A 23994-nucleotide genomic window follows, 5' to 3' on the forward strand; every position below is an offset into this window, starting at 1 on the left:
ATTATTTCATATATAATTTCTTCACTTCATTATACCAAGTAGGTCCATAGAAACATAGGAGAGGGGATATTTTACAATAGTAAGAAATAAAGTACTAGAAGAGTAGAAGGTTAGTAGTTACACCCCCTACCTCCCCATTCTGTCCCTTATATATCGTCTTCCTGCAATCCGCCCAGGTTCTCTATCATAGGGATGAGCATAGGAGAAATCATTCGGGTGGTTTCCTCCACTTTATTAGTTGGATCCTCATCATCCTCTTCCGTTTCCGTACCATTGATAATTCCTAGACCAATCAAGACCATCCCATATTTGTATTTGTTCTTGATTAATTCAACATCTTGAGACCTAGATTTTAGTTCCGTTGTGAGATGGATATTATCCATGTTGATGTGGAAGTCATAGCCACTTTCTCCATTGTTTTCGACTTTCAGGGCAGATTCGTTATTAAAATTTTTCTTCTCCCAATCTTCACGAGTGATTTCGAAGATATTAGGTAAAGCAAGCTTCGATTGCTCCTCCCTAGTCTTTTTGTCATTAGAACCTGACCCCTTCTTTCGTTTACCTTTCCCGTCATTACTTGTGTTTTTCTTATCTTCTTCAGCGACTAGTTTGAATATTTCTTGGAAAGGTTCGTATCTACTTTCATCCGTAACTACCAGGGTGTATGTGTATTCTTCATTCACCTTTGCACCGTCTGGAAGCCTCACATTCAACGTAGCAACTCCATTGTGCAAATTAATATTATACGTGCCTACTCTCTCGCCATTCAGTAGCAAAGTGGCTTCTCCTGGTTGTCTGCTACGATCAAAATAATCATTAGTTGCATCGGTTTCAAATGGTATTCTTGCTCTAACATTCTTCGGTACTGTTCTGGTATAAAATTTATTTCCTTTTTGTCTCAGCTTAAAAAAGGTTGGAAATTCTTTTCCCTGGTAGTCTTCCGTTTCACCAGTTTTCTCTAAGTTGAAAGGGTTTGATAGTCTTTGACCCGAAATGAAGAGCTTGGATAAGGTCGGAGATTTTTTCATAATATCATCAAGAAGATTAGTTAATGGTTTGTCATCACTCAGTTTGTTTGCCAAAGCTTCTTTCCTTCTCTTTTCACGAAGTGATTTCAACATCGCATGATTTTTCACTAAATGGCTCAACTCATCTTCAATCAACTTGCGAAGCTCGCCTTCTCTTAATCTATCACGACTATTCATAAACAGGTCTTCTCTGGAACGACCATCCAATTGTGTACAATCCACGATGGTCAATAAAGAATTGGCGAGTGCCCCCATTCCGACGGATTTCCTAGTAAAAAACGCTTTTGGAATATCCCCATGCGTTTGACCATTGACTGTAAATATAATGCCTTCGCCTTTTTTATACTTCTCTTCCTTACCTTCTTTGAAGGCAATAATTGAAAGTTTCATTTCTTGCCCTTTAATAGTTATTCTAGATGAGAGCGGAAACCCTTCTTCAATGTTGCTTCTCTTATCCTCTGTTAACCGGACATTCAAACCGGATAAAGTGGTTTCCAATGTATGCCCTTTATAATCTCTTCTTTCATAAAAACGAATGGGCATAGCTAGTGTTGGCATTAGCATCGATAACCTGTTGTAAAGGTCAAAGAGAATATTCGTAGTAAGGCCGGGAACCTTATATTCAAACAGCTTAATAAAGGTTCCATATTCCAATGCTTCTCCAAATGCGCTATCTTTAGAGGGAAGCAGCTCTAATTCGTCTGCTTTAAAGCCTAAAATATTACCTCCTGGAGCAAGGTACGTGTAGACAGAGCTCCTTTTCCCCTTAGTAGGAGGTTCCCTTCTAACAACGGTTACTCCCCACTCTTGAGAAGAATCATCTTTACTTAGTTGTGGGTGTCTCTTTGAAATGACCAATTGCAGGTTATTGTCCCCGCAAAACTGCAATACACCTGAACCACCCATATTGAACTTTCCTTGCACAAATGGGATCCTCAATTTATTAGATTTATTTAGAGAAAGAATAGTATCAGGAAGGCCTTTTGGAGATTGCCCCTCGCCTTTGTCAATAATCGTGTAATTCGGTTTGGATTTCTTACCCGTAGCCACAAAATTGATATTTTCCGCTAGCTTGGTTCTTTCTCTACTATCCAGGTTAGAGAGTTTTCCTTCCGGGATTTGAAAGAAAGTCGATAGAGCTGCGTCCACATCTTTGGGAGCAAAGTCCGATGTAGGGTCTACTCCATTGATAAAACATTCTTTCATTAATACAGCATCTACGGAGTTGATCAACTTTTCCACCAAAGCGGCATCCGGAGAGCTCTGTTGGTTTCCTATGACGGAAAAGTTGTTTTCATTATCGCCATAACTCCTCCAGTGTTTGCTACCCCATAAATCCTTTTCCTTCAAAAAATCAATTACTTCTTTTTCAGACTCGCATGTCGCTAAATGAATCGCCATATTCTTAATGTCAGTACCCGTCGTTGTAATCATATTAATTCCTCCCCCTAAATTGCAGATTACTTTTCTTGTTCGAATGCTACAGAAATTTCCATGTCCCGATACAATTGATGATAATCCTGCACCCTTTTTTCCTCAGCTTCCTGTAATGCTAGCTTATAGGCCTTATCCGTGTGTTCAAATGATTCCCCAATTTGCTTTTGCTTTTCATAAGGTAGCGCTGGAACCAGTACATCTGCGATTTCTTTTATACTGATCACTTTTACAGCAGTTCCCTTTTGTGAAGAATTCAAGTAGTATTGACCGACCGGGCTCTCCAGGTAAGCCTTCAAAAACTGAGGATGCGTATTGCCCATCGGCCGTAGGCCAATGAAGTTATGAGACAGAATAGCATCCTCTTTCACTTCGGAGACTACTGCAATCTTAATCGCCGTACCTCGTGCTGAAACGAGAATATCCCCCTTCTGGACAAAGTATTGTTCCGCTTTTCTTCTATCATTTAAAGGTACGTTTTGTAACTGATCCCACAATATATCTCCATCTTGAACGTCTGTAAGTTGTATCACTTTATATTTTGTGCCTTCTTCCTCTTGTTTTGCCTTAGATGGCATATTCATCCCTCGATAAATCTCAGCTACATCTTGTAATGCTTTCTTTGGCAACTCAGAGTTCAGAAAACTTTTCCTATTCACCGTGACTTTTCCGATCGGAGAATCTACATCATCTACATCGAAGTATCTATGAATATTCAAAGAGCCTTCCTGAATATCGGAATTACTAACAAACTTACTATATCCCGGGGTTTCCTTCCCACTAATAAAAGTTTCTATAATTTTTTTTGTATCTTGATCCCGTAAATAATTGCGGCCTCGCTCTTTCTGGAATTCTGCGGAAGCATCGATGAAGAAAATGTTCTCCTTCCTCTCTTCTGTTTTTGCTTTATTTACAATCAATAATGCCAGAGGAATGGCCGTAAAGGAAAATAAATTGGAAGGTAAACTGATAACCCCTTCAATCAAATCGTTCCGAATTAATTCTTCTCGAATTTTTCCTTCTGCTCCACCGCGGAATAAGACTCCATGAGGAACAATGAACGCTGCTTTACCTTGTTCTTTCAAAGACGCAATAGCATGTAAGATGAACGCCATATCTCCACTTTTTTTAGGAGGAAGCCCATACACGAAACGACCATAAAGTTCGTTTTTTACTAACTCGGGCTTCCAAGTCAAACCGAATGGAAAATTCATGGTTACATAATCAAATGTCTTCAAACCGTACTCATCTGTGAATTTTGGTTCTATTAATGTGTCTCCTGCCTCGTACTCAAAACTCTGAACCTTATGGATAAACAAATTAATTTTACCAATGGCTGCCATATCTTCATTAACATCTTGGGCATACACGGTTACATTTTCTCCAGCTTGTTTTGCCTGTTTATAAGCCTCCAACAGTAACAACCCCGTTCCAGCTGTACCGTCATACACACTCCCTTTTTGTACACCTAACAACTTTGAAAGTAGTTCATTGATGGACCGTGGAGCAATCAATTGCTCCGCTTTAGAGCGCTGTTCTTCCAGAAAATGATACAAGAAGTTTTCAGTAATTCGTGCAATACCTTCTGCTTCAGGGTGTTGGTATTTATTCAGGACACTTACAAACTGAAACAACACCCCTTCATCTAATTTCTCAATAATTTCCATGTTGAAGGTCCCTTGAAGAACAGGATGAAAAGTGTGCTGGGCAATTTCCATAGCTTTGATGAAACGGGGCTTTATGTTGTAACCACTTCGAGTAACTTGCGACCAGGATTCATGCTCACTGACCTCCTCCCGGTGAAGCTTTTCAATCACAATGAGTGTCAAAGATCCCATTGTCATATGAACACTTTCTTCCAACGTCAACTCTTCATTTTGGAGAATATCCATCCCTTGCCATACAGCCTTTTGAAAATTCATTTCTTTCATGGTTTTTCCTCCAATATTTTCTAAAGTAATTTGATTACTTGTTATTTTAGGGTAAAAAAATTTTTTTATTCCCTTTCATCTGTCGCAATGCCTGTTGAAAGGCGCCTGTAGCTCCTTGGCCACTGGAATATACGATAGGAGTTCGATGCTCTTTAGCTAGTTTTCTGACTTCCCACATATTTTTATGGGAGCAAGCACCGACGTATAATATAATGCAGTCCACTTCATTTACATGTTTCTCAAAGAAAGAAAGCATACGTTTTTCTTTCTTATTCTCTACCTGGTAAATCACTTCGATGTTCATTTGCTTTCCTTTTTTACTAAGCGACTTGTTATTTTTACCCCCCACTAATAATACCTTCTTCATTATAACCTCTCCCTTCCGTTTTTACAAGGAATATTTTAAAAAGTAATTTGATTACTTTAGATTATTGCTGAAAAAATATCATCTGAAATTACTCTGGCTTTTTTGGTTACTTTTAGTATAAGCAATACCTCACATAAAGTCAAATACTTTTTAAAGTAATTTGATTACTTTATTCAATCGGGATTTTACTTACTTTTGTTTAGACTGTCATCCATTAACTTCTAATTCATTTATTTGACGCTCTAAATTTTGGTTCACTTGATCTTACCTTGTGGCATACGCAAATATCACTTATTCTTCTTCTATCTTGTTGAACAACCCTGATTGAACATTTTATGGATTGATTTTATAACATTTTAGCTTGTACGCCCAGGGTATACTTTGAATGAACAAGATACGTTTTTATAAAGATATTCATATAAGTATCAAAGCTTTTAAACATCCTTCATATGTATAGTTCCGAACATTGATTAGTTATTGTTGTAGGTGTGATTTCTAAGGGTATCTTCACCCACCCAGACCGCAAATTTATTATAAAATCATAAAATCACCTCATTTAAGGTAACTCTAAAATTTCATCGTTTTATAGATTCATTATATATACTGGACAGAATATCAACCATTTACAACAATCGAATTAAATATAAAAACAAGCATTACCCATAGGATGATCGAACGACTAATGTATTATCTTTTTCTTCTGCAACAAGCTTATTTACTTTCGAATAAGTTACATCAAAAGGTCTAGGAATTATACGTAAATTTCTTTTCTCGTCTGACTTATAATACGCGAATCTCACCTCTTCAGGATTCAACTCTTTTACAGTAATTAATTCAATGGCTGCACAATGTCTTCTTCAAGTCCATATTCATGACAGGTTGAAATTGGATAAAACCCAGTTCACTGCCTGATGGAAAACACCTCAAAGATTCTTATAAGGTTGACATTGTGACTGTCAGTATTAAAGATGTGGCACGCCAAGCAGGAGTATCAATAGCGTCAGTATCAAGAGTGATTAGCGGAAAGCCAGGTGTAGGGTCAGCCACCGAAGCTCGTATCCGCAAAATCATGGAAGACTTGAATTACCGTCCAAATTTAGGCGCACGAGGACTAGTGAAGCAACAAACTGGTAATATTGCTATTATCGTTCCACGAGGATCTTTCACCTTAAATAACCCTTTTTTTTCGACGGTAATAGATGGAATTGCTAAAGGTATTGACCAATCAGATTACAATATTGTTATGTCCTTTTCCTCGGCTCAACAAAAGAAATTGTTGGAAAATAAATCGGTGGACGGAATCATCTTGTTTTCGCCCCGCAGTGAAGAATTTCGCTTAGAATGGTTGGAAAACCTCGGCTTGCCAACGGTCGTGATTGGTAGCTATATTGATGACTCTCCTTTTCCCTGCGTCCGACCAAGTGACACTGATGGAATAGATCAAGCAGTCCATGCACTGTACGAACGTGGTCATCGACATATTGGCTTGGTCAACGAGCCCATGAGTTCTATGCATAGCGTGAAATGCTGGGAAGGTTATCATCAAGCTTTACAGCGACTCCATTTAGGTCCCGGAAGCAATGATATGTTGGAGCTAAATGAGTTTGATGTTAACGCCTCTGACAGAAGTGTCGCAGCATTTTTTCGTTCCCGTCCCACTATGACCGGCATCGTTTGTGCTTCCGACTACCTGGCCATAGGTATCATGCGCATAGCAGCTACCATGGGGCTTTCGATTCCAGAAGACTTATCGGTAATAGGTGCTGATGATGTTCCTATTGCTTCTCTCTTAACACCTGCGTTATCGTCTGTTCAAGTAGACCTTCCTGGCATCGGTCAAGAAGCCACTCGGATGCTCATTGACTTACTCACAGGAAAGCACGTAGACTCTAAAAACCTTGTATTCCCTATGACTTATATCGACCGCGAAACAACACGAAACACAGAACATTAAAAATAAAGCCACGTCCTGGGTTTTATCACCCTGAGGTCGTGGCTCTCCTTGATTGTTAGCGCTTACAAAATCACGAAACTTCATTTGGATACAATAAGCTTTAGGGCATAGATTATTTTTCAACTCAACATACGTACAAGATCTATAATGACTAGTCCGATTAATGCTAAACAAACAAGTAACTAATAATCATACATGCCTGTAGTATTCTTGGCTGCTTCATCCCTTGGTTCACATCCTTTCGAAATAACATCAAGCAGATAAAGAAACCGGCTGCCGGTGCTGCAACAGCAGTGGCAATATTCGCTAAGTAAATTAGTTGAACCGGCGCCCCCCCATAGCTAAAACTTACAGCTGCCGATATCTCCAATACGGGGCTAAGGACCCCCATTTGATGCTTTTATCTTCCAACCCGGTTGGTTTATTGAACCCAGCATTTAGCAGAACCACCGAACGATGAGTGTTGCCTAACAGAGATGAAAAAGCTGCAGCTAATAGAGCTATGCCCATGACAACTCCTGTGGCCTTCCCATAAAAGGTACGAGCATATCTGCCATTTGCCTAGGGGACTCGATGAGTACATTTTGAGGATTCATAACGATGGCTCCAACCAGGACGATCGCTCCACTAACTAAAACAACGATTAGTAATACTTTCTTCCACCCCCTCTGTCAGTCGATGGATCTCCTCTTTGACCTTTTCCGGTGATTTCTGTTTATAGGATCGCTTAGTCTTCGCCATGATCCCCAACTCCCTCACTGATGTTCATGAGTTCTTCCATTTCTTCCTCATCGTAATTAGGTTCATTATTTAGTATAAGTTCCTTTGTTTTCTTGTTAAATGGAATGAGTAGGTTCTCTTGATTCACTAAATGCTGCTCAAGATCATCCATTTCCTCCTCACTTAACGTTAACTGTCCCACGGCCATCACGAGCTCATTACTTTCACTTAAGCACTTATACACAGCTTACTCATAATTCATATAAAATAAGAATTACTATAGTGATTAGTTATTTTGGTATAATTGAATAAATAAATAGTTGGAGGTAGTACAAATGAAGGCAACAGAGACGAATCTTTTGCAGTTTCTTAAGGGACCGAAGCAGTTTGTAATCCCAATTTATCAACGTACATATAGTTGGACAAAGAAACAGTGCGCACAGCTCTGGGAGGATATTGAAAGAGCTGCTGAGGATGAAGGTTTATCCGGCCATTTTATGGGATCTGTCGTTTACGTAGAAAAAGGATTATACCATGTTACTTCTGTTCCAAAGCTATTAGTTATCGATGGGCAACAACGTTTAACCACTCTCAGTTTAATACTCTCAGCGTTCTCTGAGTTAATAACAGAGGGAGAAAAAGAAGCTACTTTAATTACTGCAAAGAAAGCCAGGAATTATTTTTTATTAAATCAGGATGAAGAAGACGAAGAACACTACAAGCTTCTACTAACCCAAAAAGACCGATCTACCTATATAGACTTATTGGAAAATAGAGAGTTAGATAATGGATATTCAAATAGAATTGTAGAAAATCATTATTACTTTAAAGAAATGATGAGGAAAAGTCGGCTATCACTTGATCAAATTTATCAGGGAATTAGTAGATTGATAATGGTAGATATTTCTCTAGATAGGGAGAAGGATAATCCCCAACTCATATTTGAAAGTTTAAACTCCACAGGTCTTGATTTATCACAAGCAGATTTAATAAGGAATTACTTTCTAATGGGGTTAGAAGAAGAGGACCAGAGAAAGCTGTACAAAAACTACTGGTATAAACTTGAAAGAAGATTCGGTCACTTAGAAGACACTCGCTACTTTGACCGCTTTATTCGTGACTATCTAACTCTTAAAACCGGTAATATCCCAAAAATAGGGGCTGTTTATGAAGCATTCAAAAATTATGTCCAACATAACACAGACGGAACAATAGCAGCAATTATACAAGACGTCTATAAGTATGGGAATTATTATATCAACCTAACTTTAAATATAGACGATGCTTTGCTGGAAGAAGGGTTTAAAGATATTCGTTCTCTTAAAGTTGATGTATCATATCCTTTTCTTCTGAAGGTCTACGAGGATTTCACCAATAATCTTATTACAAGAAATGAATTTTTAGAGATACTTAAGTTTATCAGTAGCTATGTATTTAGGAGAGCAATTTGTGCTATACCTACTAATTCTCTTAACAATACCTTCGCCTCATTAATTAAAGAAGTTGATTCTGATGATTATGTTAATAGCCTCAAAGCGGCATTAATCTTAAAGACAGGATATAGAAGGTTTCCTTCTAATGAAGAATTCAAACGTGAACTAATGGTAAAAGATGTTTATAACTTTAGAAACCGTAATACTCTACTCAGAAAGTTAGAAAACTTAGATAGAAAAGAACCGATTAATGTAGAAAATTATACAATTGAACATATCATGCCTCAAAATAAGAATGTTCCTGAAGCTTGGAAAACTGAATTAGGGGATGATTGGAAGAAAATCCATGAAGTTTATCTTCATACGCTCGGAAATTTAACTTTGACCGGGTATAATTCAGAGCTAAGCGACCGCTCATTTACAGAAAAATCTTATCTTCAGGGCGGATTTAGAGAAAGTCCTTTGTGGTTAAACCGAAGTGTAGCAGCCTTTGTAAAGTGGGACGAAGCTGCTATAAATGAAAGAGCAAGGATTCTTGCAGAAAGAGCCGTGGAAATTTGGCCATTCCCTCACTTGAGTGAAGAAGAACTAACACATTATCAATCAAAAGAAGAAAGTGGTTTAGAAAAAGGTTATACCTTACACCATCATAAGGATAATTTCAGCCAAGAAACTTTTGAGATTTACGAAGAATTAAAGTTAAGAATTCTCAACCTAGATAGTTCCATCACTGAAGAATATAAGAAATACTACATTGCCTATAAAACAGAAGGACGTAACTTTGTGGATATTGAACCAAAGAAGATCCATTTAAAACTGTGGTTGAATGTGAAGGCAAATACCTTACCTGATCCTAACCACCTTACTAAGGATGTATCTAACGTAGGTCATCGAGGAAATGGAGACTTGGAGATAAAAATTACTCCTGAAGTTAACTTAGAACAAGTCATGGACCTTATAAAACAATCGTATGAACAAAACCTTGAGTATGCTTAATGTTTAATATATATCAGTTAAAAATTATTGGAACGATGCGTGGAGTGTAATGCAATAAAAAGGTGCTTACCAATTAATTGGCAAGCACCTTTTCTCTTTCTATTATAATGAATTTTGCTAGCGAAAGGATAAATGGTGAATAAGCTTATTCCACTCTAACAAAAGAGTGAAAGTTGCTTATTACATCATGCCGCCCATTCCGCCCATGCCACCCATGTCTGGCATGCCGCCGCCTGCGCCGCCTTCGTTTTCTTCAGGCTTGTCGGCTACGACAGCTTCTGTTGTTAGGAACATTGCTGCAACAGATGCTGCGTTTTGTAGTGCGGAGCGTGTTACTTTTGTTGGGTCGACGATACCGGATTCAACCATGTTGACCCACTCGCCGGATGCTGCGTTGAAGCCTACGCCGATTTTTTCGCCTTTTAGGCGTTCTACAATGATAGAGCCTTCAAGGCCGGCATTGTGGGCGATTTGGCGAACTGGCTCTTCCAGTGCACGAAGTACAATGTTAGAACCTGTTTCTTCGTCGCCTTCAAGCGATAAGCCTTTTACTGAGTTAAAGATATTGACTAACGCAGTACCACCGCCGGATACGATTCCTTCTTCTACCGCAGCGCGAGTAGAGTTAAGGGCATCCTCGATACGAAGCTTACGTTCTTTCAATTCAGTTTCGGTAGCGGCTCCTACTTTGATGACAGCTACGCCGCCGGAAAGCTTAGCAAGACGCTCTTGTAGTTTTTCTGTATCGAATTCAGAAGTAGACTCTTCTACCTGGGCCCGGATTTGAGCAACGCGGGCAGAAATTCTTTCTGGATCTCCGCTTCCTTCAACGATAGTTGTGTTGTCTTTGGTTACAACAACTTTGGAAGCGCGGCCCAGCTGTTCGATGCTAGTGTTTTTCAGATCCAGTCCAAGATCTTCTGTTACAACTTCTGCACCAGTAAGGGTTGCAATATCTTCAAGCATTGCTTTACGGCGGTCACCGAATCCTGGGGCTTTAACAGCTACAGCGTTGAATGTGCCGCGAAGTTTGTTTACAACCAATGTTGCTAGCGCTTCGCCTTCTACATCTTCAGCAATCATAAGAAGCGGCTTGCCTTGTTGTACTACTTGCTCAAGTACTGGCAATACTTCCTGGATGTTGGCGATTTTTTTGTCAGTGATTAGGATGTATGGATCTTCAAGTACAGCTTCCATTTTGTCCTGGTCTGTTACCATATAAGGAGATGCATATCCACGGTCGAATTGCATACCTTCTACTACTTCAAGCTCTGTGTTGAAGCCTTTGGATTCTTCAATAGTGATAACACCATCGTTACCAACGCGTTCCATCGCTTCAGCGATTAGTTTACCTACTTCGTCATCGCCGGAAGAGATAGCTGCTACCTGTGAAATCGAGTCTTTGCCTTCGATTGGCTTAGAAATCTTTCTAAGCTCTTCTGTGGCTACTTCTACCGCTTTTTCGATACCACGGCGAACGCCGACAGGATTAGCGCCGGATGCAACGTTTTTCAAGCCTTCACGGATCATTGCTTGAGCTAATACAGTTGCTGTTGTTGTACCATCACCAGCAACGTCGTTTGTTTTTGATGCAACTTCTGATACTAGCTGTGCACCCATGTTTTCGAAATGGTCTTCTAATTCGATTTCTTTCGCAATCGTTACACCATCATTTGTAATCAATGGAGAACCGAATTTCTTATCCAATACGACGTTACGGCCTTTAGGCCCTAAAGTTACTTTTACCGCATCTGCCAACGTATCCACTCCACGCAGCATTGCACGGCGAGCTTCTTCACTAAATTTAATTTCTTTAGCCATTTATATTGCCCTCCTTGAACTTTAAAAAATTATGTTATTTATGGTTTTTTCTTCGCTTGTTAGCCGATGACAGCTAAAATGTCGCTTTCACGAAGAATTAAGTATTCTTTGCCTTCGTATTTGACTTCTGTTCCTGCAAATTTTGAGAAAATGATCAGGTTTCCTTCAGCTACCTCTGGGGCAACTTTTTCTCCATTGTCTGTGACACGGCCTGAACCTACTGCAACAATTTTCCCTTCCTGCGGTTTTTCCTTTGCAGAATCAGGAAGCACAATACCGCTTGCTGTTTTTTCTTCTTGCTCTACAAGTTCAATAATGACACGATCACCTAGTGGCTTTAACATGTGTGAAACCCTCCTTAACCGTTATTGATTGGTTTATTATTAGCACTCGGTAACAATGAGTGCTAACGCAATTATTATAATAATCAATTCATATTAAATTTGCAAGTAAAGTAATTATAATTCTTTCGACAAATTTTTATTCCTTCGAGCTGAAGCAAGGGCAGTGTTTTTTACGGCAGCCGAACGGAAATCTGGCCGTGGATTGGCTTGCTCAACCCTTCCTATTACATAACTATTCTATTTTTATGTTAAAATACGTACAATGAGATAGTAAAGTAAATCTGTTTTGAAGGAGTAGTTGCAGTTGCCAAAAAGATATTGGTATATCATCATGACTTATCTGATCATGCAAATTTCCGGAGCTTTATTAGTCCCGTTGATCGACATGCTAAATATAGATAGGTTCACATTCAGCGTCAGCTGGAGCATTTTCAGTTTTGCAGCTGCTTTAATCATTATTCTGTTTTTATTGAAGCCGGATATGAAGCAGGGCAGCGAACGAAATGCCGCTGGGGCAGGGAGTGTGGTGCTGTGGTGCTTTATCGGTGTATTCATGGCTTACATGGCTCAGTATGCCGCTGTGATTATTGAAACATTCGTGCTTGGAATTAAGCCTGGTTCGGAAAATACCATGCAAATCATGGAGATTGCCAGGGCTGCACCGATTTTCATTATCATTCCGGCGATCATTGCACCGATTTTAGAAGAAATCATCTTCCGGAAAATTATTTTCGGCAGTTTTTACAAACGAACAAACTTTTTCATTGCTGCGTTAGCTTCCTCAATTATTTTTGGGCTTGTCCATATGGATGTCACCCATATAATTACTTATACTGCTATGGGACTGGTGTTTGCCTTTCTTTATGTCCACACCAACCGGATCATTGTTCCGATTGTCGCCCATATGGCGATGAATACAATTACGGTCATTGCCCAGTTTAGTATTGATCCCGAAGAGCTTGAGAGAATGTTAAAACAATGGGAAAGTATTCAAATGATTTTTATTGGAGGCTAATTAATCTATGAGAACATCCCCGTTGTTTATGGCTTCCTTGTATTTTGGGATGGGAGTCGTATTCACTTATATAGCAGCACAATCAGCAGAAGATACCATTTGGAATTTCATCACTATCCTGCTGGCTATTTTTGCCACGCTGGACTTTGTCGTTTCTTTCCGATTAGTAAGCTTATACGTGAAAATTAAAAAATCAAAGAAAACCAAATAGGATGGCAACTCCACAAAAAAAACAGCGGACCCAATTGTGTGGCCACTGAAAAACGGAAGTATATAGGATAGGTAGAATTTAAGAAAAGCGGTCTGTGTGGAATTTGATTTCCATACAGACCGCTTTTCGTCTAATTTTCACGAGGTTTATGCCTTCTATTTCTCCGGAAGTTTAACCATTCGTTTCACGTTTGCCGTGAAAATTACTCTTTTTAAATTGGCCTCTATTGATTCCGCGCTGAGCAATCGGTGGTGACGCCTGCAGAAACAGCGCGAGCCGAGGATCCACTTGGTCAAGTGACCTTCTTGACCAAGTTAGCTGAGGCCGTGCCCGCGGCAAGCATCCACCGACAAGCGATTCTAGCATCAAATCCCTCACTTTTATTTATTCCTTTCATGGTACAAAAAAAAGAGTGATTTTCTTTTATAAATCAATGAAAATCACTCCTTTGGACCTCTGTTGATTCCATGAGGAGCAATCGGTGGTGACGCCTGCGGAAACAGCGCGAGCCGAAGATCCACTTGGTCAAGTGACCTTCTTGACTAAGTTAGCTGAGGCCGCGCCCGCGGCAAGCATCCACCGACAAGCGATTCGCGGAATCAACAACAAACGTTGACAGCCCCTTTAGATTAAAAAAGACTTTTTCAGTGGCCTCCCTAATTGTCAGCTGTTTTTTTGTGCTGTCCTTTTAATACAAAAGCAGCCGGGACTACGATTACCATGACGATGGAAGAGATGATAAATGCTTCATTTATTGTTTGCAAGGCTGCTTCGTTGGCAGCTAAGTTGGCAGTTGTGCTTAACTGGGCGCGCCTCACTTCATAATAAATCGAAAAAAACACAATACCAAAGGCGGAAAAAATCTGGCGGAGCACATTATTCATTGCCGAGCCCTGGGCAACTAATTTTTCCGGAATAGCGTTCATCCCTGCCGTCGTTGCCGGCATATTCGACATACCCAGCCCTGCACCCCGCACCGTATTAAGCAGCAAGATCAACCAAAACGGCGTAGATAGCTTCAGGTTTCCTAATGCAAAAGTCGATACAGCTAATAACAGCAATCCGGGCGGCACGACATAACGCGGGCCTTTTTTATCGAGCAGCTTTCCGCCTAATGTCATAAACAACCCACTGCACAGGGCAGCCGGCAAAAATAACAATCCTGTCTGAATTTCACTAAGTCCGTAAACATTTTGGATAAGCAGCGGCAATAAAAATATTCCCGAAAACAGGCCGATTGATGCGGCGGCCGTTACTACGATAGATACAGAATATGTCGGCACCTTAAAAACGCTTAGATCAAGCAGCGGCTGGGTTTGCCGTTGTTCATAAAAGACGAATGCTGCTACAGTCAGTAACCCGCCTGCCATCAACATGACGCTCAATGGCTCCGTCAACAGCTCCCATGTCGAACCTCTGCCTAAGGCAAATAATATAGCCCCAACTCCAAAAGTGACCAGGATAAAACCAGTAAGGTCGAACTTTCGTTCACGGTTTGGCTCTGTCGAAAGCAGATACTTACCTGAAATAATCAGCCCTGTTAAACCAAACGGAATATTAAATAGGAACAGAAAGTTCCAGGGCAAAAATTCAATAATCACTCCACCAATAGTCGGGCCGATGGCCGGAGCGACCATTGCTGCAACCCCGTAAACTCCGACTGCCAAGCCGCGTTCCTCTTTTGGAAACGCTTGAAAAATTAACGCCATCGCTATTGGCATCATCAGCCCGCCGGCCATTCCTTGCACCGCCCGTGAGATAATGATCATACCGAGTGTCTGTGAAAGAGCTCCTGCCAGCGATCCAATTAAAAAGACCGCCAAACCAACTAAGTATATTTTTTTCTTGCCGAATCGATCGCCTAAATAGCCGGTCAACGGCATGGTCATCCCCATGGAAACCATGAAAATCGTCAGTATCCAGCCGACTGATACCGCATTGGCATCAAAAAATTCAATAAAATGGGGCAGCGTCGGATTCAGCATGCTATTGTTTAAAATAACAGTGAACGTTCCGAACAAGACAGAGACAACCACTAACCATTTGGAGTCTATTTTTTTCATCATACCTCCTCCAAACTTTGCAAGCCTTCATCGATAAAAGCAAAAGACTTTATACGATACCCTTGTGCCTCGTTAATTATTCGGCTTATTTTACTCTTCTTCATCCAATGGATAGTGCTTGAGGAAATACACTAAAGACTGTAATTCTACGGATAAATCAATATGGTGGACACGGACATGATCAGGAACCGTAATTCTTGCCGGAGTAAAGTTGAGAATTCCTGATACGCCAGCTTCGACAAGCCGTTCGGTAATGTTTTGGGCTTCTGAAGAAGGAACGGTCAATATGGCAACATCTGTATTCTTCAGCATATCTTCTAATTGATCGATATGGTACACAGATACACCGCCGACTTCTTCACCGACTTTTCCTTTATCTGCATCGAAAGCCATTTCAATTTTTGTATTGTTGTTTTTCATAAAATTATAATGTAAAAAAGCCGTTCCTAAGTTTCCTACGCCAATCAGCGCTACTTTCGTCAATTCGTCCTGGTCCAGTGTTTTTCGGAAGAAGCTTAGCAGGTATTCGACATTGTATCCATAGCCTTTCTTCCCGAGAGCGCCAAAGTAAGAAAAATCTCTCCGAATCGTGGCAGAGTCCACTTTGACTGCTTCACTCAACTCTTTAGAAGAAACACGGAGCTTCCCCTGGTGATGTAAATTATTGATAAAACGATAGTATAATGGCAAGCGTTTAGCCGTCGCTTGTGGTATTTTATGCTGGTCAGTACTCAAAACAATTCCTCCTTACGGTTAACCTTCTCTGTTATCGTTCCCATTTTTTCCGCCGGATTTTTACAAATACCCGGTATCTACCGCCTTGCACGGCATGAGTAGACCTGTTTTCAGGAAAACTGAACTGGAATTTTCATTAGCAATTATTAACTACTTCAGTTTACCAAACATTTGCTTAGAAGTCGTGATTTTATTCACATTCTTTAAGATTGCGCCGGCTTATCCCTGTACAGCTGCTATCATGCTTGCCACCCGAAAGAGGATTGAGATACACTTAACCTATTGAGGTGAACATAATGATTTTGATCCAAGTGAACAATATTATAAAAAGATATGGCGCTGAGCTTATTTTATCTAATATAAAATTAGAAGTACAAACCAATGACAGAATTGCCGTAGTTGGCCGCAATGGTGCCGGTAAGTCTACCTTACTGAAAATCATGGCAGGCCTTCTTCCTTATGACGAAGGAGAAATCCATAAGCCTAAAGAGGCTACTTTAGGTTATTTAGCTCAAAATACCGGGTTGGAATCAGAACAGTCGATCTGGAAAGAAATGCTTTCCGTCTTTCAGCATTTTGTCGATACAGAAAAAGAACTTAGACAAATGGAGCAGCAAATGGGTGACCCCGAAATAATTGAACAGCCGGAGGCCTACCAAAAATTGTTAGCTGATTACGATACCAAGCAGCAAGCTTTTAAAATGGAAGGCGGCTATCAATACGAGGCGGACATTAAAGCCGTGTTAAACGGTCTCCACTTCGGCAATTTTGATTGGGATACATCGATCGCAGAGTTAAGCGGCGGGCAAAAAACACGCCTCGCTTTAGGCAGACTGCTGCTTTCCAAGCCAGACATCCTGATCCTTGATGAACCTACCAACCACTTGGATATCGAAACACTCTCATGGCTGGAGAATTACTTAAATAATTACAGCGGAGCCGTAGTGATCGTTTCCCATGATCGCTATTTCTTAGATAAAACTGTCCAAACTGTCTATGAAATTTCCCGTAATCATTCTACCAAATTCCACGGCAATTACAGCAAATACTTGCAAAGAAAAGCCGAGAATTACGAGCAGGATTTAAAGCAATTCGAGAAGCAACAGACCGAAATCAAGAAGATGGAAGAATTTGTCCAAAAAAATATCGTGCGCGCTTCTACCACGAAACGAGCCCAAAGCCGCCGGAAGCAATTAGAGAAGATGGACAAACTCGATAAACCACAGGGGGATGAGTCATCAGCAAAATTCTCTTTTGAAGTAAACCGCCGCAGCGGCAATGATGTGTTGAAAATCAATGACCTGGCATTTACGTATGAGGACAGTGAGGATTATATCTTTTCCAATCTATCCTTCGACCTTTCACGAGGAGAAAGCATTGCCCTTGTCGGCCCCAATGGAGTCGGCAAGACAACCCTGCTGAAAACAATCGTCGGAGACTTAAAGTCAAGCAAGGGGACGATTAAGTTAGGGGCCAATGTGCAAATTGGCTATTATGACCAGGAACAGAACCGGCTGAACTCGAATAAAACAGTGCTAAATGAGCTGTGGGATGAGTATCCGATGACGAATGAAAAGGATATTAGAACAATACTTGGAAACTTTTTATTTTCCGGGGATGACGTTCTAAAGACAGTATCAACGTTAAGCGGCGGCGAAAAGGCAAGGCTGTCCCTAGCGAAGCTGATGATGGAAAAGGCTAACCTGCTGATTCTTGATGAGCCAACCAACCATCTTGATTTGGACAGCAAAGAGGTATTAGAATCCGCCTTGATAGATTTTCCCGGAACGATCCTGTTCGTCTCACATGATCGTTATTTTATCAATAAACTGGCTACCCAAATCGTCGAGATGCAGCCCCAGGAAAGCAGGATTTATTTAGGCGACTATGATTATTACTTGGACAAAAAACAGGAAGAATACGAGCTTCAGTTATTAAACGAGCAGGAAAGCACGGAAGCAAAGCAAACAGCCGACACTAAAAACAGCTTTGAACAGGAAAAGGAATTAAAAAAAGAAAAACGCAAAATTGAACGAAGGATTAGTGAAATCGAGAAAGAAATAGAAAAGGTGGAAAACCGGATAGAGGAAATAGAAGATCTGCTTTGTGAGCCGGACATTTACCAGGATCACGAAAAGTCCCTGGAACTTACCGAAGAAAATGAGAAAAATAATGACCACTTGGAAAAATTGATGGAAGAATGGGAACAGCTTCATAATGATTAATTAGAAGCGGAAGAGGTTAGACCAAGAGGATAGTGGCCAAAGCAACAAAACGAACGATGATTCGAAACCCTTAGGATTCGAACTCGTTCGTTTTTTCTTTTCAAATGTTTAAAATAACCTGCGGACCCAGTGACAACTCTATTTCTTCCTTCTAACAAGGTTGGGTGCTTAAACTTACGCCGACAGAATACTCCGCTCACCGTGGGCACGGTTTTAACCTCCTTGAAGGAGCCATTTTTGCGTGCGAGGAGTCGCTGCCAAACGTTCCTTCCCCAGAAGCAACAGCGGCTTCTTCCGAGGTCTTCAGACTCGTGCTGTTCCCACTGATGTCTACGTATTCTGCCTGAGCTGATAGGGCTTCTTACTACCTTGCGTAACGACGCCGAGCTCAAGTAAACCAGAAGCATTTGAGTACCGCTAAAAATAGTACGCTGACTTTCAGCGGAGGAAATCCACGGAGACTCCTGCGGGAGGAAAGGCCTCGGTGAGACCCCGCAGAGCGCAAGCTCGAGGAGGCTCACCAGCCGCCCGCGGAAAGCGTAGTGTATTTCCGTAGCGCAGTACTGCTGTTTATCCAATACTATTAAGAAACCACCTACTGTTACCCAGCCATTTATACACAGGTTTATGCACAAATTAACATTGCTGTTATCGGTTTTCCACTATATTATCCCCATTATCCACAGAAGTGACCGGACTTATCCACAACAGTTACTCACATATCCACGCTTGCTATAGAAGGAACCATTGTATTATTTCCACAATAAACGAATCAAGCTGTTGATAACTTTAAACTTCTGGACCATTTAAAAAGGCAGATTAAACAAACGTTTGTTCAATCTGCCTTTCCGTTATCATTTCTGTTTTATCTGCCCTCTTTTGCCATACAATTCTAAATCCAAAGACGGATTGGCGTTTAGATCCCATCCAGCACGATGTCCTTGTTGGAAGGCAATACTTCCTGCTACAGCAATCATCGCTGCATTATCGGTGCAGAGCGCCAACGGAGGAATCAGCAAGTCTTGGGAACCGTTTGAAAATCTTCTGTTCAATTCGGCCCGCAGCCCTTTATTGGCAGCCACACCGCCGGCAACGATTACTTGTTTTACACCGAACTCGTTTGCAGCCCGGTACGTTTTATCTGCCAATACTTCGACTACACTGGCTTGAAAGCTGGCAGCAATATCTTCTTTTTTTAGCTGTTCATTTCTTTGGGCCGCATTGTGTAACGTGTTTAGCACGGAAGATTTCAAGCCGCTGAAGCTGAAATCGTAAGAGCCCGCTTCCAGCCATGCCCGCGGAAAGTTGATGTTGGCAGCACCTTCTGCTGCTAACTGGTCCATTTGCGGACCCCCGGGATATGGTAATTTTAACGTTCTCGCTACCTTGTCATAAGCTTCTCCCGCAGCATCGTCTCGGGTTTCGCCGATTACTTCAAACGATCCATGCTCGCGCATCAAAATTAATTCCGTATGGCCGCCCGAAACCACTAAAGCGAGCAACGGAAATTGGAATTCCTGAATTAAGCGATTAGCGTATATATGCCCTGCTATATGATGAACACCGATTAAAGGCTTCCTTTTGGCAAAGGCAAGCGCTTTTGCTGTATTTACTCCTACCAAAAGGGCTCCCACCAATCCAGGGCCTTCCGTTACAGCAATTGCGTCCATGTCTTCTACCGTCATCCCAGCCTTCTCGAATGTCTCTTCTAGTACCATAGTGATCTGCTCAACATGGTGCCTTGAAGCAACTTCCGGAACGACTCCGCCAAACCTTTTATGGCTTTCAATTTGGGAAGCAACGACGTTTGAAACGATTTCTGTTCCGTTTTTCACTATCGAAGCTGCGGTTTCGTCACAGCTCGTTTCTATGCCTAATATATATTCCTCATTGTTTATCATAATTTCACCCACATTACTAAAGCATCTTCATAATTATCCGTGTAATAATTTTTCCTAATACCGCCTGGAACCAGCCCGAATTTTTTGTACATATTTTGAGCAGGTATGTTGGACACCCTGACTTCCAAGGAAAGCTGCCCGGCCCCAAGGGCTATCGCCTGGTTCATGACAAAGTGGAACAACGCTTTGCCGAACTTTCTGCCTCGATATTCCGGAAGAATGGCGATATTGGTTATCTGTGCTTCATCAATGATTACCCAAAGACCACAGTATCCGATAACCACCCCTGCTTTTTCCATTACAAAATAAATGGCATATGGATTCTCATTCAGTTCATTTAAAAAAATATCTCTCGTCCAAGGTGTGCCAAAACTTACTGCTTCCACTTGCATCACCTGGTCGATATCCTCTACCCTCATTTGCCTTATTATTGTATCAGACATTTAATTATTCCCCTGCTGTTCCAGCCATTTTGCTTCAGCTTCTACCAGCCGTAAGTATTCAGGCGTTAAAGCGTGGATGGGCTCATTTTGCTGCTCTGCACCTGCCAGCGCCAACAATGACGGCCGTGGGTAATGGTAAGCCATTTCCGGAATGATTGCTAAATCCTTCATATGCTCCACGATAACTTGATAATGTTGTTCGATATCAGGGCTCAAAAAAACAACCTGTTGTTGTTTGCTTGCTAATGTATCCAGCCAATCAGTAAACTTGATGTTCACTTCATTTTCCAGTAATTGCAGTCCGCCGCTGACATGCTGTTCATATAATCCGGTATAGACAAGCCCCCGGCGTGCATCAAAAAATGGGCATATAACCGCTGAAGCAAACTTTGCTTGCAGTGCTAACGCTGCTAAGCTGGATATGCCGACTACTGGAATATTTAATGCCCATCCCATCGTTTTCGCGGTCGTTAATCCAATCCTGACCCCTGTATAGGAGCCTGGACCTTTGGCTACTACAATCCTATTTAATTCCTCTGGCTCTGTCTCTGTTTCCTTCATTAACTGGTTAATGGCTGGCATTAACCGGACAGAATGATTCCGTTTGGCATTGGTGGTGTATTCACCAGCTAAGTTGCCATCTTTTAAAATAGCTATTCCCATTACCTGGTTAGATGTATCAATGGCAAGTATATTCATCGGGCTAACTCCTTACAGATTAATTCAAAGTGGTTACCTCTTGGATAAAAAGTAACCTCGCGTTCCTGTTGCTCATTTAAGCAGATTTCGATATCAAGCCTTTGTTCAGGGAGGAAATCAGCAATAAAATGAGCCCATTCAATGACAGTGATACCGCCTGCATTAAAATATTCGTTAAATCCGATATCTTCGTCACTATCTTCCAACCGGTAAACATCCATATGGTAAAGCGGGATTTCTCCCGAGTATTCTTTTACGATGGTAAATGTCGGGCTATTGATCGTCCTTCTAACTCCCAAGCCAGCTCCAAGTCCCTTAGTGAAAGTGGTTTTTCCTGCCCCAAGATCTCCCTCTAATGTCACGACATCGTTAGGTTTAAGTAATAAAGCAAGTTTTTCTGCTAGTTTTTTTGTCTCTGTTTCTGTCTGAGTTATCATCGTCATTTCTTCCATTTTCTCACCTATTTCAAATGGGTATACCCTGATTTATCTAGAATCGATTGCTCATTTCCCTCCTGCAAGATTACCTTGCCAGTATTGTGCGGTTGATGAGTCACATATCCGATGCGGGTCACTTTTATTTGTGCTTTTTCTGCGGCCGCTCGTATAGCTGGCCAATCACTTTCTGCTGCAGTGCCGAGAATTTCAAAGTCCTCCCCGCCAAAGAGCTTCCACTTTCTTTGCTGTTCAGCCGTAAACTGTTTTAATTGTGGATGAACAGGAAGGGAATTATAATCCAAATGGATGGTTACACGAGATGCTTCAGCAATTTCAGCTGCTTCATTCGCTATCCCGTCGCTGATATCATTTAAGGCAACACGGCTAAGTGGCAGCATCTCTCTCGAAAAATCCACCCTTGGCGATGGCAGGCGATGTCTTTCGATAAAGTAATCCCTAGTACAGTCACTTAAAGAATGCCCCTGACTTGTGAGCAAATATAAACCTGCCGAGGAATCCCCTAATGTGCCTGTGACAAACACGAGGTCGTTTTCCCTGGCATTGTTTCTGTAACGTACTTTATTATGTTCTACATAGCCTATTATTGTTACAGAGATAGTTAATTCTTTCCCAGACACCGTATCTCCGCCAATTAAATCCATTTGATACTGAGAGGCAAGCATTTGCATTCCTTTGTATATCTCTGATAGCTCTGCCTTTGTCCAACTGTCAGGTATCACAATAGAAATTAAATAAAACGCCGGGACTGCTCCCATGGCAGCAATATCACTTATATTAGCAGCTAATACTCTGTAGCCCACGTGGTGTGGTTCCATTGTCTGTTTACTAAAATGAATACCTTCCACAAAAGTATCTACTGCCGTTACAATATCCTGATATGGCTGTCTAAATATAGCTGCGTCATCTCCAATTCCTTTTATCAAGCTGGATTGTTGATGATGTTTAGGTGCAATCGAGCGAATAAAAGCGAATTCATCCATATTATTTTCCTCACTAAATTATAAATGTTAATTCCATCATAGCAAACTACAGTTTAAAAAGAAAAAGCAACGGTCTACATCTACAGGGAAGTCTAACATTTCCTATAGTGCCCAACTTCCTAAGGCAGCCTTATTTTTAATATTAATAACATAAAGAAAGCCTTAGGATTTCTCCTAAGGGCATATTATTTACTATTTATATATGTAAGTGGCGGTCCGGACGGGACTCGAACCCGCGACCTCCTGCGTGACAGGCAGGCATTCTAACCAACTGAACTACCGGACCAAAACAAATATGTATCTTATTAACAAAGTAAGTGAAATATTTTGGTTGCACTCTTCGAGCACTACGATCATTTTCTAGCATAGAAGTTAAAACCAACGTAGTTAGAAAATTAATTGGTTGCACTAAAGTACTACTACTTTTCACTAGCTAAGATGTATTTCGAAGAAGTGAGTGAAATATTTTGGTTGCGGGGGCAGGATTTGAACCTGCGACCTTCGGGTTATGAGCCCGACGAGCTACCAGACTGCTCCACCCCGCGATAATGTAAATAACGTATAAACTGCTATTCACGAAATAAGACTGTATTGTTCTAAACAAAATAATTTGTTAAAGCCTGGCGGCGTCCTACTCTCGCAGGGGCAAAGCCCCAACTACCATGGGCGCTGAAGAGCTTAACTGCTGTGTTCGGCATGGGAACAGGTGTGACCTCTTCGCTATTGCCACCAGACAATGTTTATTTTTTAAGGACAAAGTATATTATAGTTACATTTCATTAAAAAAGCAAGCTTTTTTAAAAATGAACTTATTTTACTTGCACCTTCAAAACTAGATAAGAAGGAAAGACATCAACGAACACGAGTTATTGCTTTGTTTTAAGTTAAGTCCTCGATCGATTAGTATCCGTCAGCTGCACGTGTCACCACGCTTCCACCTCGGACCTATCAACCTCATCGTCTCTGAGGGATCTTACTCATTTAAAATGATGGGAAGTCTCATCTAGAGGGGGGCTTCATGCTTAGATGCTTTCAGCACTTATCCCTTCCACACGTAGCTACCCAGCCATGCTCCTGGCGGAACAACTGGTACACCAGCGGTGTGTCCATCCCGGTCCTCTCGTACTAAGGACAGCTCCTCTCAAACTTCCAACGCCCACGACGGATAGGGACCGAACTGTCTCACGACGTTCTGAACCCAGCTCGCGTACCGCTTTAATGGGCGAACAGCCCAAC

19 protein-coding genes, 2 tRNA genes and 2 rRNA genes are annotated in these 23994 nt (G+C 41.2%); 5 read left to right on the forward strand and 18 right to left on the reverse strand.

The annotated features are described in order from the left end of the window. Positions 1–146: 146 nt before the first annotated feature. The 3 genes from BLR93_RS13975 to BLR93_RS13985 are packed head-to-tail and all read right to left on the reverse strand — an operon-like array spanning position 147 to position 4760. Complete coding sequence (locus BLR93_RS13975) at positions 147–2462, reverse strand: hypothetical protein (RefSeq protein ID WP_093215775.1); 2316 nt, start codon at positions 2460–2462, stop codon at positions 147–149. A 26-nt stretch (positions 2463–2488) separates the two neighbouring features. Further along, positions 2489–4393, reverse strand: a complete 1905-nt coding sequence (locus tag BLR93_RS13980) for an N-6 DNA methylase (RefSeq protein WP_093215778.1) — start codon at positions 4391–4393, stop codon at positions 2489–2491. Between the two features lie 46 nt (positions 4394–4439). Further along, positions 4440–4760, reverse strand: coding sequence for a DUF2325 domain-containing protein (locus BLR93_RS13985; RefSeq protein ID WP_093215780.1), 321 nt, complete (start codon positions 4758–4760; stop codon positions 4440–4442). A gap of 949 nt (positions 4761–5709) precedes the next feature. Between BLR93_RS13985 and BLR93_RS13990 the strand changes: the two genes are divergently transcribed. Beyond that, entirely contained in the window at positions 5710–6714 is a 1005-nt protein-coding gene (locus BLR93_RS13990) for a LacI family DNA-binding transcriptional regulator (RefSeq protein WP_093215783.1), read from the forward strand. 166 nt (positions 6715–6880) lie between these two features. Here the strand turns inward: BLR93_RS13990 and BLR93_RS13995 are convergent, their stop codons facing one another. Then, entirely contained in the window at positions 6881–7105 is a 225-nt protein-coding gene (locus tag BLR93_RS13995) for a hypothetical protein (protein ID WP_093215785.1), read from the reverse strand. 336 nt (positions 7106–7441) lie between these two features. Further along, on the reverse strand, positions 7442–7642 hold the full coding sequence (locus BLR93_RS14000; protein ID WP_245690163.1) for a hypothetical protein: 201 nt from the start codon (positions 7640–7642) through the stop codon (positions 7442–7444). A gap of 127 nt (positions 7643–7769) precedes the next feature. Here BLR93_RS14000 and BLR93_RS14005 point away from each other — a divergent pair, with 127 nt between their 5' ends. Next, on the forward strand, positions 7770–9863 hold the full coding sequence (locus BLR93_RS14005; protein WP_093215787.1) for a DUF262 and DUF1524 domain-containing protein: 2094 nt from the start codon (positions 7770–7772) through the stop codon (positions 9861–9863). Between the two features lie 180 nt (positions 9864–10043). On the opposite strand, the gene groL is transcribed toward BLR93_RS14005, so the two are convergent. Both groL and groES read right to left on the reverse strand, forming a co-directional pair. Then, positions 10044–11684, reverse strand: coding sequence for a chaperonin GroEL (gene groL / locus BLR93_RS14010; protein ID WP_093215789.1), 1641 nt, complete (start codon positions 11682–11684; stop codon positions 10044–10046). Positions 11685–11743: 59 nt separating this feature from the next. Then, entirely contained in the window at positions 11744–12028 is a 285-nt protein-coding gene (gene groES, locus BLR93_RS14015) for a co-chaperone GroES (RefSeq protein ID WP_093215792.1), read from the reverse strand. Positions 12029–12332: 304 nt separating this feature from the next. On the opposite strand from groES, the gene BLR93_RS14020 reads away from it, so the two are divergent. Then, on the forward strand, positions 12333–13043 hold the full coding sequence (locus BLR93_RS14020) for a CPBP family intramembrane glutamic endopeptidase (protein ID WP_093215793.1): 711 nt from the start codon (positions 12333–12335) through the stop codon (positions 13041–13043). 7 nt (positions 13044–13050) lie between these two features. Continuing rightward, complete coding sequence (locus tag BLR93_RS14025; RefSeq protein ID WP_093215796.1) at positions 13051–13254, forward strand: YdiK family protein; 204 nt, start codon at positions 13051–13053, stop codon at positions 13252–13254. Between the two features lie 656 nt (positions 13255–13910). On the opposite strand, the gene BLR93_RS14030 is transcribed toward BLR93_RS14025, so the two are convergent. Beyond that, the gene (locus BLR93_RS14030) at positions 13911–15317 is read right to left on the reverse strand and encodes an MDR family MFS transporter (RefSeq protein WP_093215798.1); all 1407 of its coding nucleotides are present in this window, start codon (positions 15315–15317) and stop codon (positions 13911–13913) included. A 90-nt stretch (positions 15318–15407) separates the two neighbouring features. Beyond that, complete coding sequence (locus BLR93_RS14035; protein ID WP_093215801.1) at positions 15408–16052, reverse strand: redox-sensing transcriptional repressor Rex; 645 nt, start codon at positions 16050–16052, stop codon at positions 15408–15410. A gap of 296 nt (positions 16053–16348) precedes the next feature. Here BLR93_RS14035 and BLR93_RS14040 point away from each other — a divergent pair, with 296 nt between their 5' ends. Then, positions 16349–18277, forward strand: a complete 1929-nt coding sequence (locus BLR93_RS14040) for an ABC-F family ATP-binding cassette domain-containing protein (protein WP_093215804.1) — start codon at positions 16349–16351, stop codon at positions 18275–18277. An 854-nt stretch (positions 18278–19131) separates the two neighbouring features. On the opposite strand, the gene tsaD is transcribed toward BLR93_RS14040, so the two are convergent. From tsaD to BLR93_RS14085, 9 genes are all read right to left on the reverse strand, one after another. Beyond that, entirely contained in the window at positions 19132–20178 is a 1047-nt protein-coding gene (gene tsaD, locus BLR93_RS14045; RefSeq protein WP_093215806.1) for a tRNA (adenosine(37)-N6)-threonylcarbamoyltransferase complex transferase subunit TsaD, read from the reverse strand. Beyond that, entirely contained in the window at positions 20175–20621 is a 447-nt protein-coding gene (rimI, locus tag BLR93_RS14050; protein WP_093215809.1) for a ribosomal protein S18-alanine N-acetyltransferase, read from the reverse strand. The genes tsaD and rimI overlap by 4 nt, the downstream gene beginning before the upstream one ends. Beyond that, on the reverse strand, positions 20622–21320 hold the full coding sequence (gene tsaB, locus BLR93_RS14055) for a tRNA (adenosine(37)-N6)-threonylcarbamoyltransferase complex dimerization subunit type 1 TsaB (RefSeq protein ID WP_093215811.1): 699 nt from the start codon (positions 21318–21320) through the stop codon (positions 20622–20624). After that, on the reverse strand, positions 21317–21772 hold the full coding sequence (gene tsaE / locus BLR93_RS14060; RefSeq protein WP_093215814.1) for a tRNA (adenosine(37)-N6)-threonylcarbamoyltransferase complex ATPase subunit type 1 TsaE: 456 nt from the start codon (positions 21770–21772) through the stop codon (positions 21317–21319). Before tsaE ends, tsaB begins: the two co-directional genes overlap by 4 nt. 8 nt (positions 21773–21780) lie before the next feature. Beyond that, positions 21781–22758: a thiamine-phosphate kinase gene (thiL, locus tag BLR93_RS14065; RefSeq protein ID WP_093215816.1), complete on the reverse strand. Its 978-nt coding sequence runs from the start codon at positions 22756–22758 to the stop codon at positions 21781–21783. A gap of 209 nt (positions 22759–22967) precedes the next feature. Next, positions 22968–23044, reverse strand: a tRNA-Asp gene (locus BLR93_RS14070). A gap of 182 nt (positions 23045–23226) precedes the next feature. Further along, positions 23227–23303: transfer RNA gene (locus BLR93_RS14075), tRNA-Met, on the reverse strand. Positions 23304–23376: 73 nt separating this feature from the next. Next, a 5S ribosomal RNA gene (gene rrf / locus BLR93_RS14080) occupies positions 23377–23492 on the reverse strand. A gap of 146 nt (positions 23493–23638) precedes the next feature. Further along, positions 23639–23994 (reverse strand): 23S ribosomal RNA (locus BLR93_RS14085); the annotation flags it as partial.

The organism is Sediminibacillus albus, assembly GCF_900101125.1.
Taxonomy (GTDB): Bacteria; Bacillota; Bacilli; order Bacillales; family Amphibacillaceae; genus Sediminibacillus; species Sediminibacillus albus.

What these genes read in the sequence shown, in the direction of transcription:
- BLR93_RS14040 (WP_093215804.1), top strand. Translation starts at nt 16,349, where the DNA reads ATGATTTTGATCCAAGTGAACAATATTATAAAAAGATATGGCGCTGAG.
- tsaB (WP_093215811.1), bottom strand. Translation starts at nt 21,320, where the DNA reads ATGAATATACTTGCCATTGATACATCTAACCAGGTAATGGGAATAGCT.
- BLR93_RS13995 (WP_093215785.1), bottom strand. Translation starts at nt 7,105, where the DNA reads ATGGGGGTCCTTAGCCCCGTATTGGAGATATCGGCAGCTGTAAGTTTT.
- BLR93_RS14005 (WP_093215787.1), top strand. Translation starts at nt 7,770, where the DNA reads ATGAAGGCAACAGAGACGAATCTTTTGCAGTTTCTTAAGGGACCGAAG.
- groES (WP_093215792.1), bottom strand. Translation starts at nt 12,028, where the DNA reads ATGTTAAAGCCACTAGGTGATCGTGTCATTATTGAACTTGTAGAGCAA.
- BLR93_RS13980 (WP_093215778.1), bottom strand. Translation starts at nt 4,393, where the DNA reads ATGAAAGAAATGAATTTTCAAAAGGCTGTATGGCAAGGGATGGATATT.
- BLR93_RS14030 (WP_093215798.1), bottom strand. Translation starts at nt 15,317, where the DNA reads ATGAAAAAAATAGACTCCAAATGGTTAGTGGTTGTCTCTGTCTTGTTC.
- BLR93_RS14025 (WP_093215796.1), top strand. Translation starts at nt 13,051, where the DNA reads ATGAGAACATCCCCGTTGTTTATGGCTTCCTTGTATTTTGGGATGGGA.
- groL (WP_093215789.1), bottom strand. Translation starts at nt 11,684, where the DNA reads ATGGCTAAAGAAATTAAATTTAGTGAAGAAGCTCGCCGTGCAATGCTG.
- BLR93_RS13985 (WP_093215780.1), bottom strand. Translation starts at nt 4,760, where the DNA reads ATGAAGAAGGTATTATTAGTGGGGGGTAAAAATAACAAGTCGCTTAGT.
- tsaE (WP_093215814.1), bottom strand. Translation starts at nt 21,772, where the DNA reads ATGGAAGAAATGACGATGATAACTCAGACAGAAACAGAGACAAAAAAA.
- tsaD (WP_093215806.1), bottom strand. Translation starts at nt 20,178, where the DNA reads ATGATAAACAATGAGGAATATATATTAGGCATAGAAACGAGCTGTGAC.
- BLR93_RS14000 (WP_245690163.1), bottom strand. Translation starts at nt 7,642, where the DNA reads ATGGCCGTGGGACAGTTAACGTTAAGTGAGGAGGAAATGGATGATCTT.
- rimI (WP_093215809.1), bottom strand. Translation starts at nt 20,621, where the DNA reads ATGTCTGATACAATAATAAGGCAAATGAGGGTAGAGGATATCGACCAG.
- thiL (WP_093215816.1), bottom strand. Translation starts at nt 22,758, where the DNA reads ATGGATGAATTCGCTTTTATTCGCTCGATTGCACCTAAACATCATCAA.
- BLR93_RS13975 (WP_093215775.1), bottom strand. Translation starts at nt 2,462, where the DNA reads ATGATTACAACGACGGGTACTGACATTAAGAATATGGCGATTCATTTA.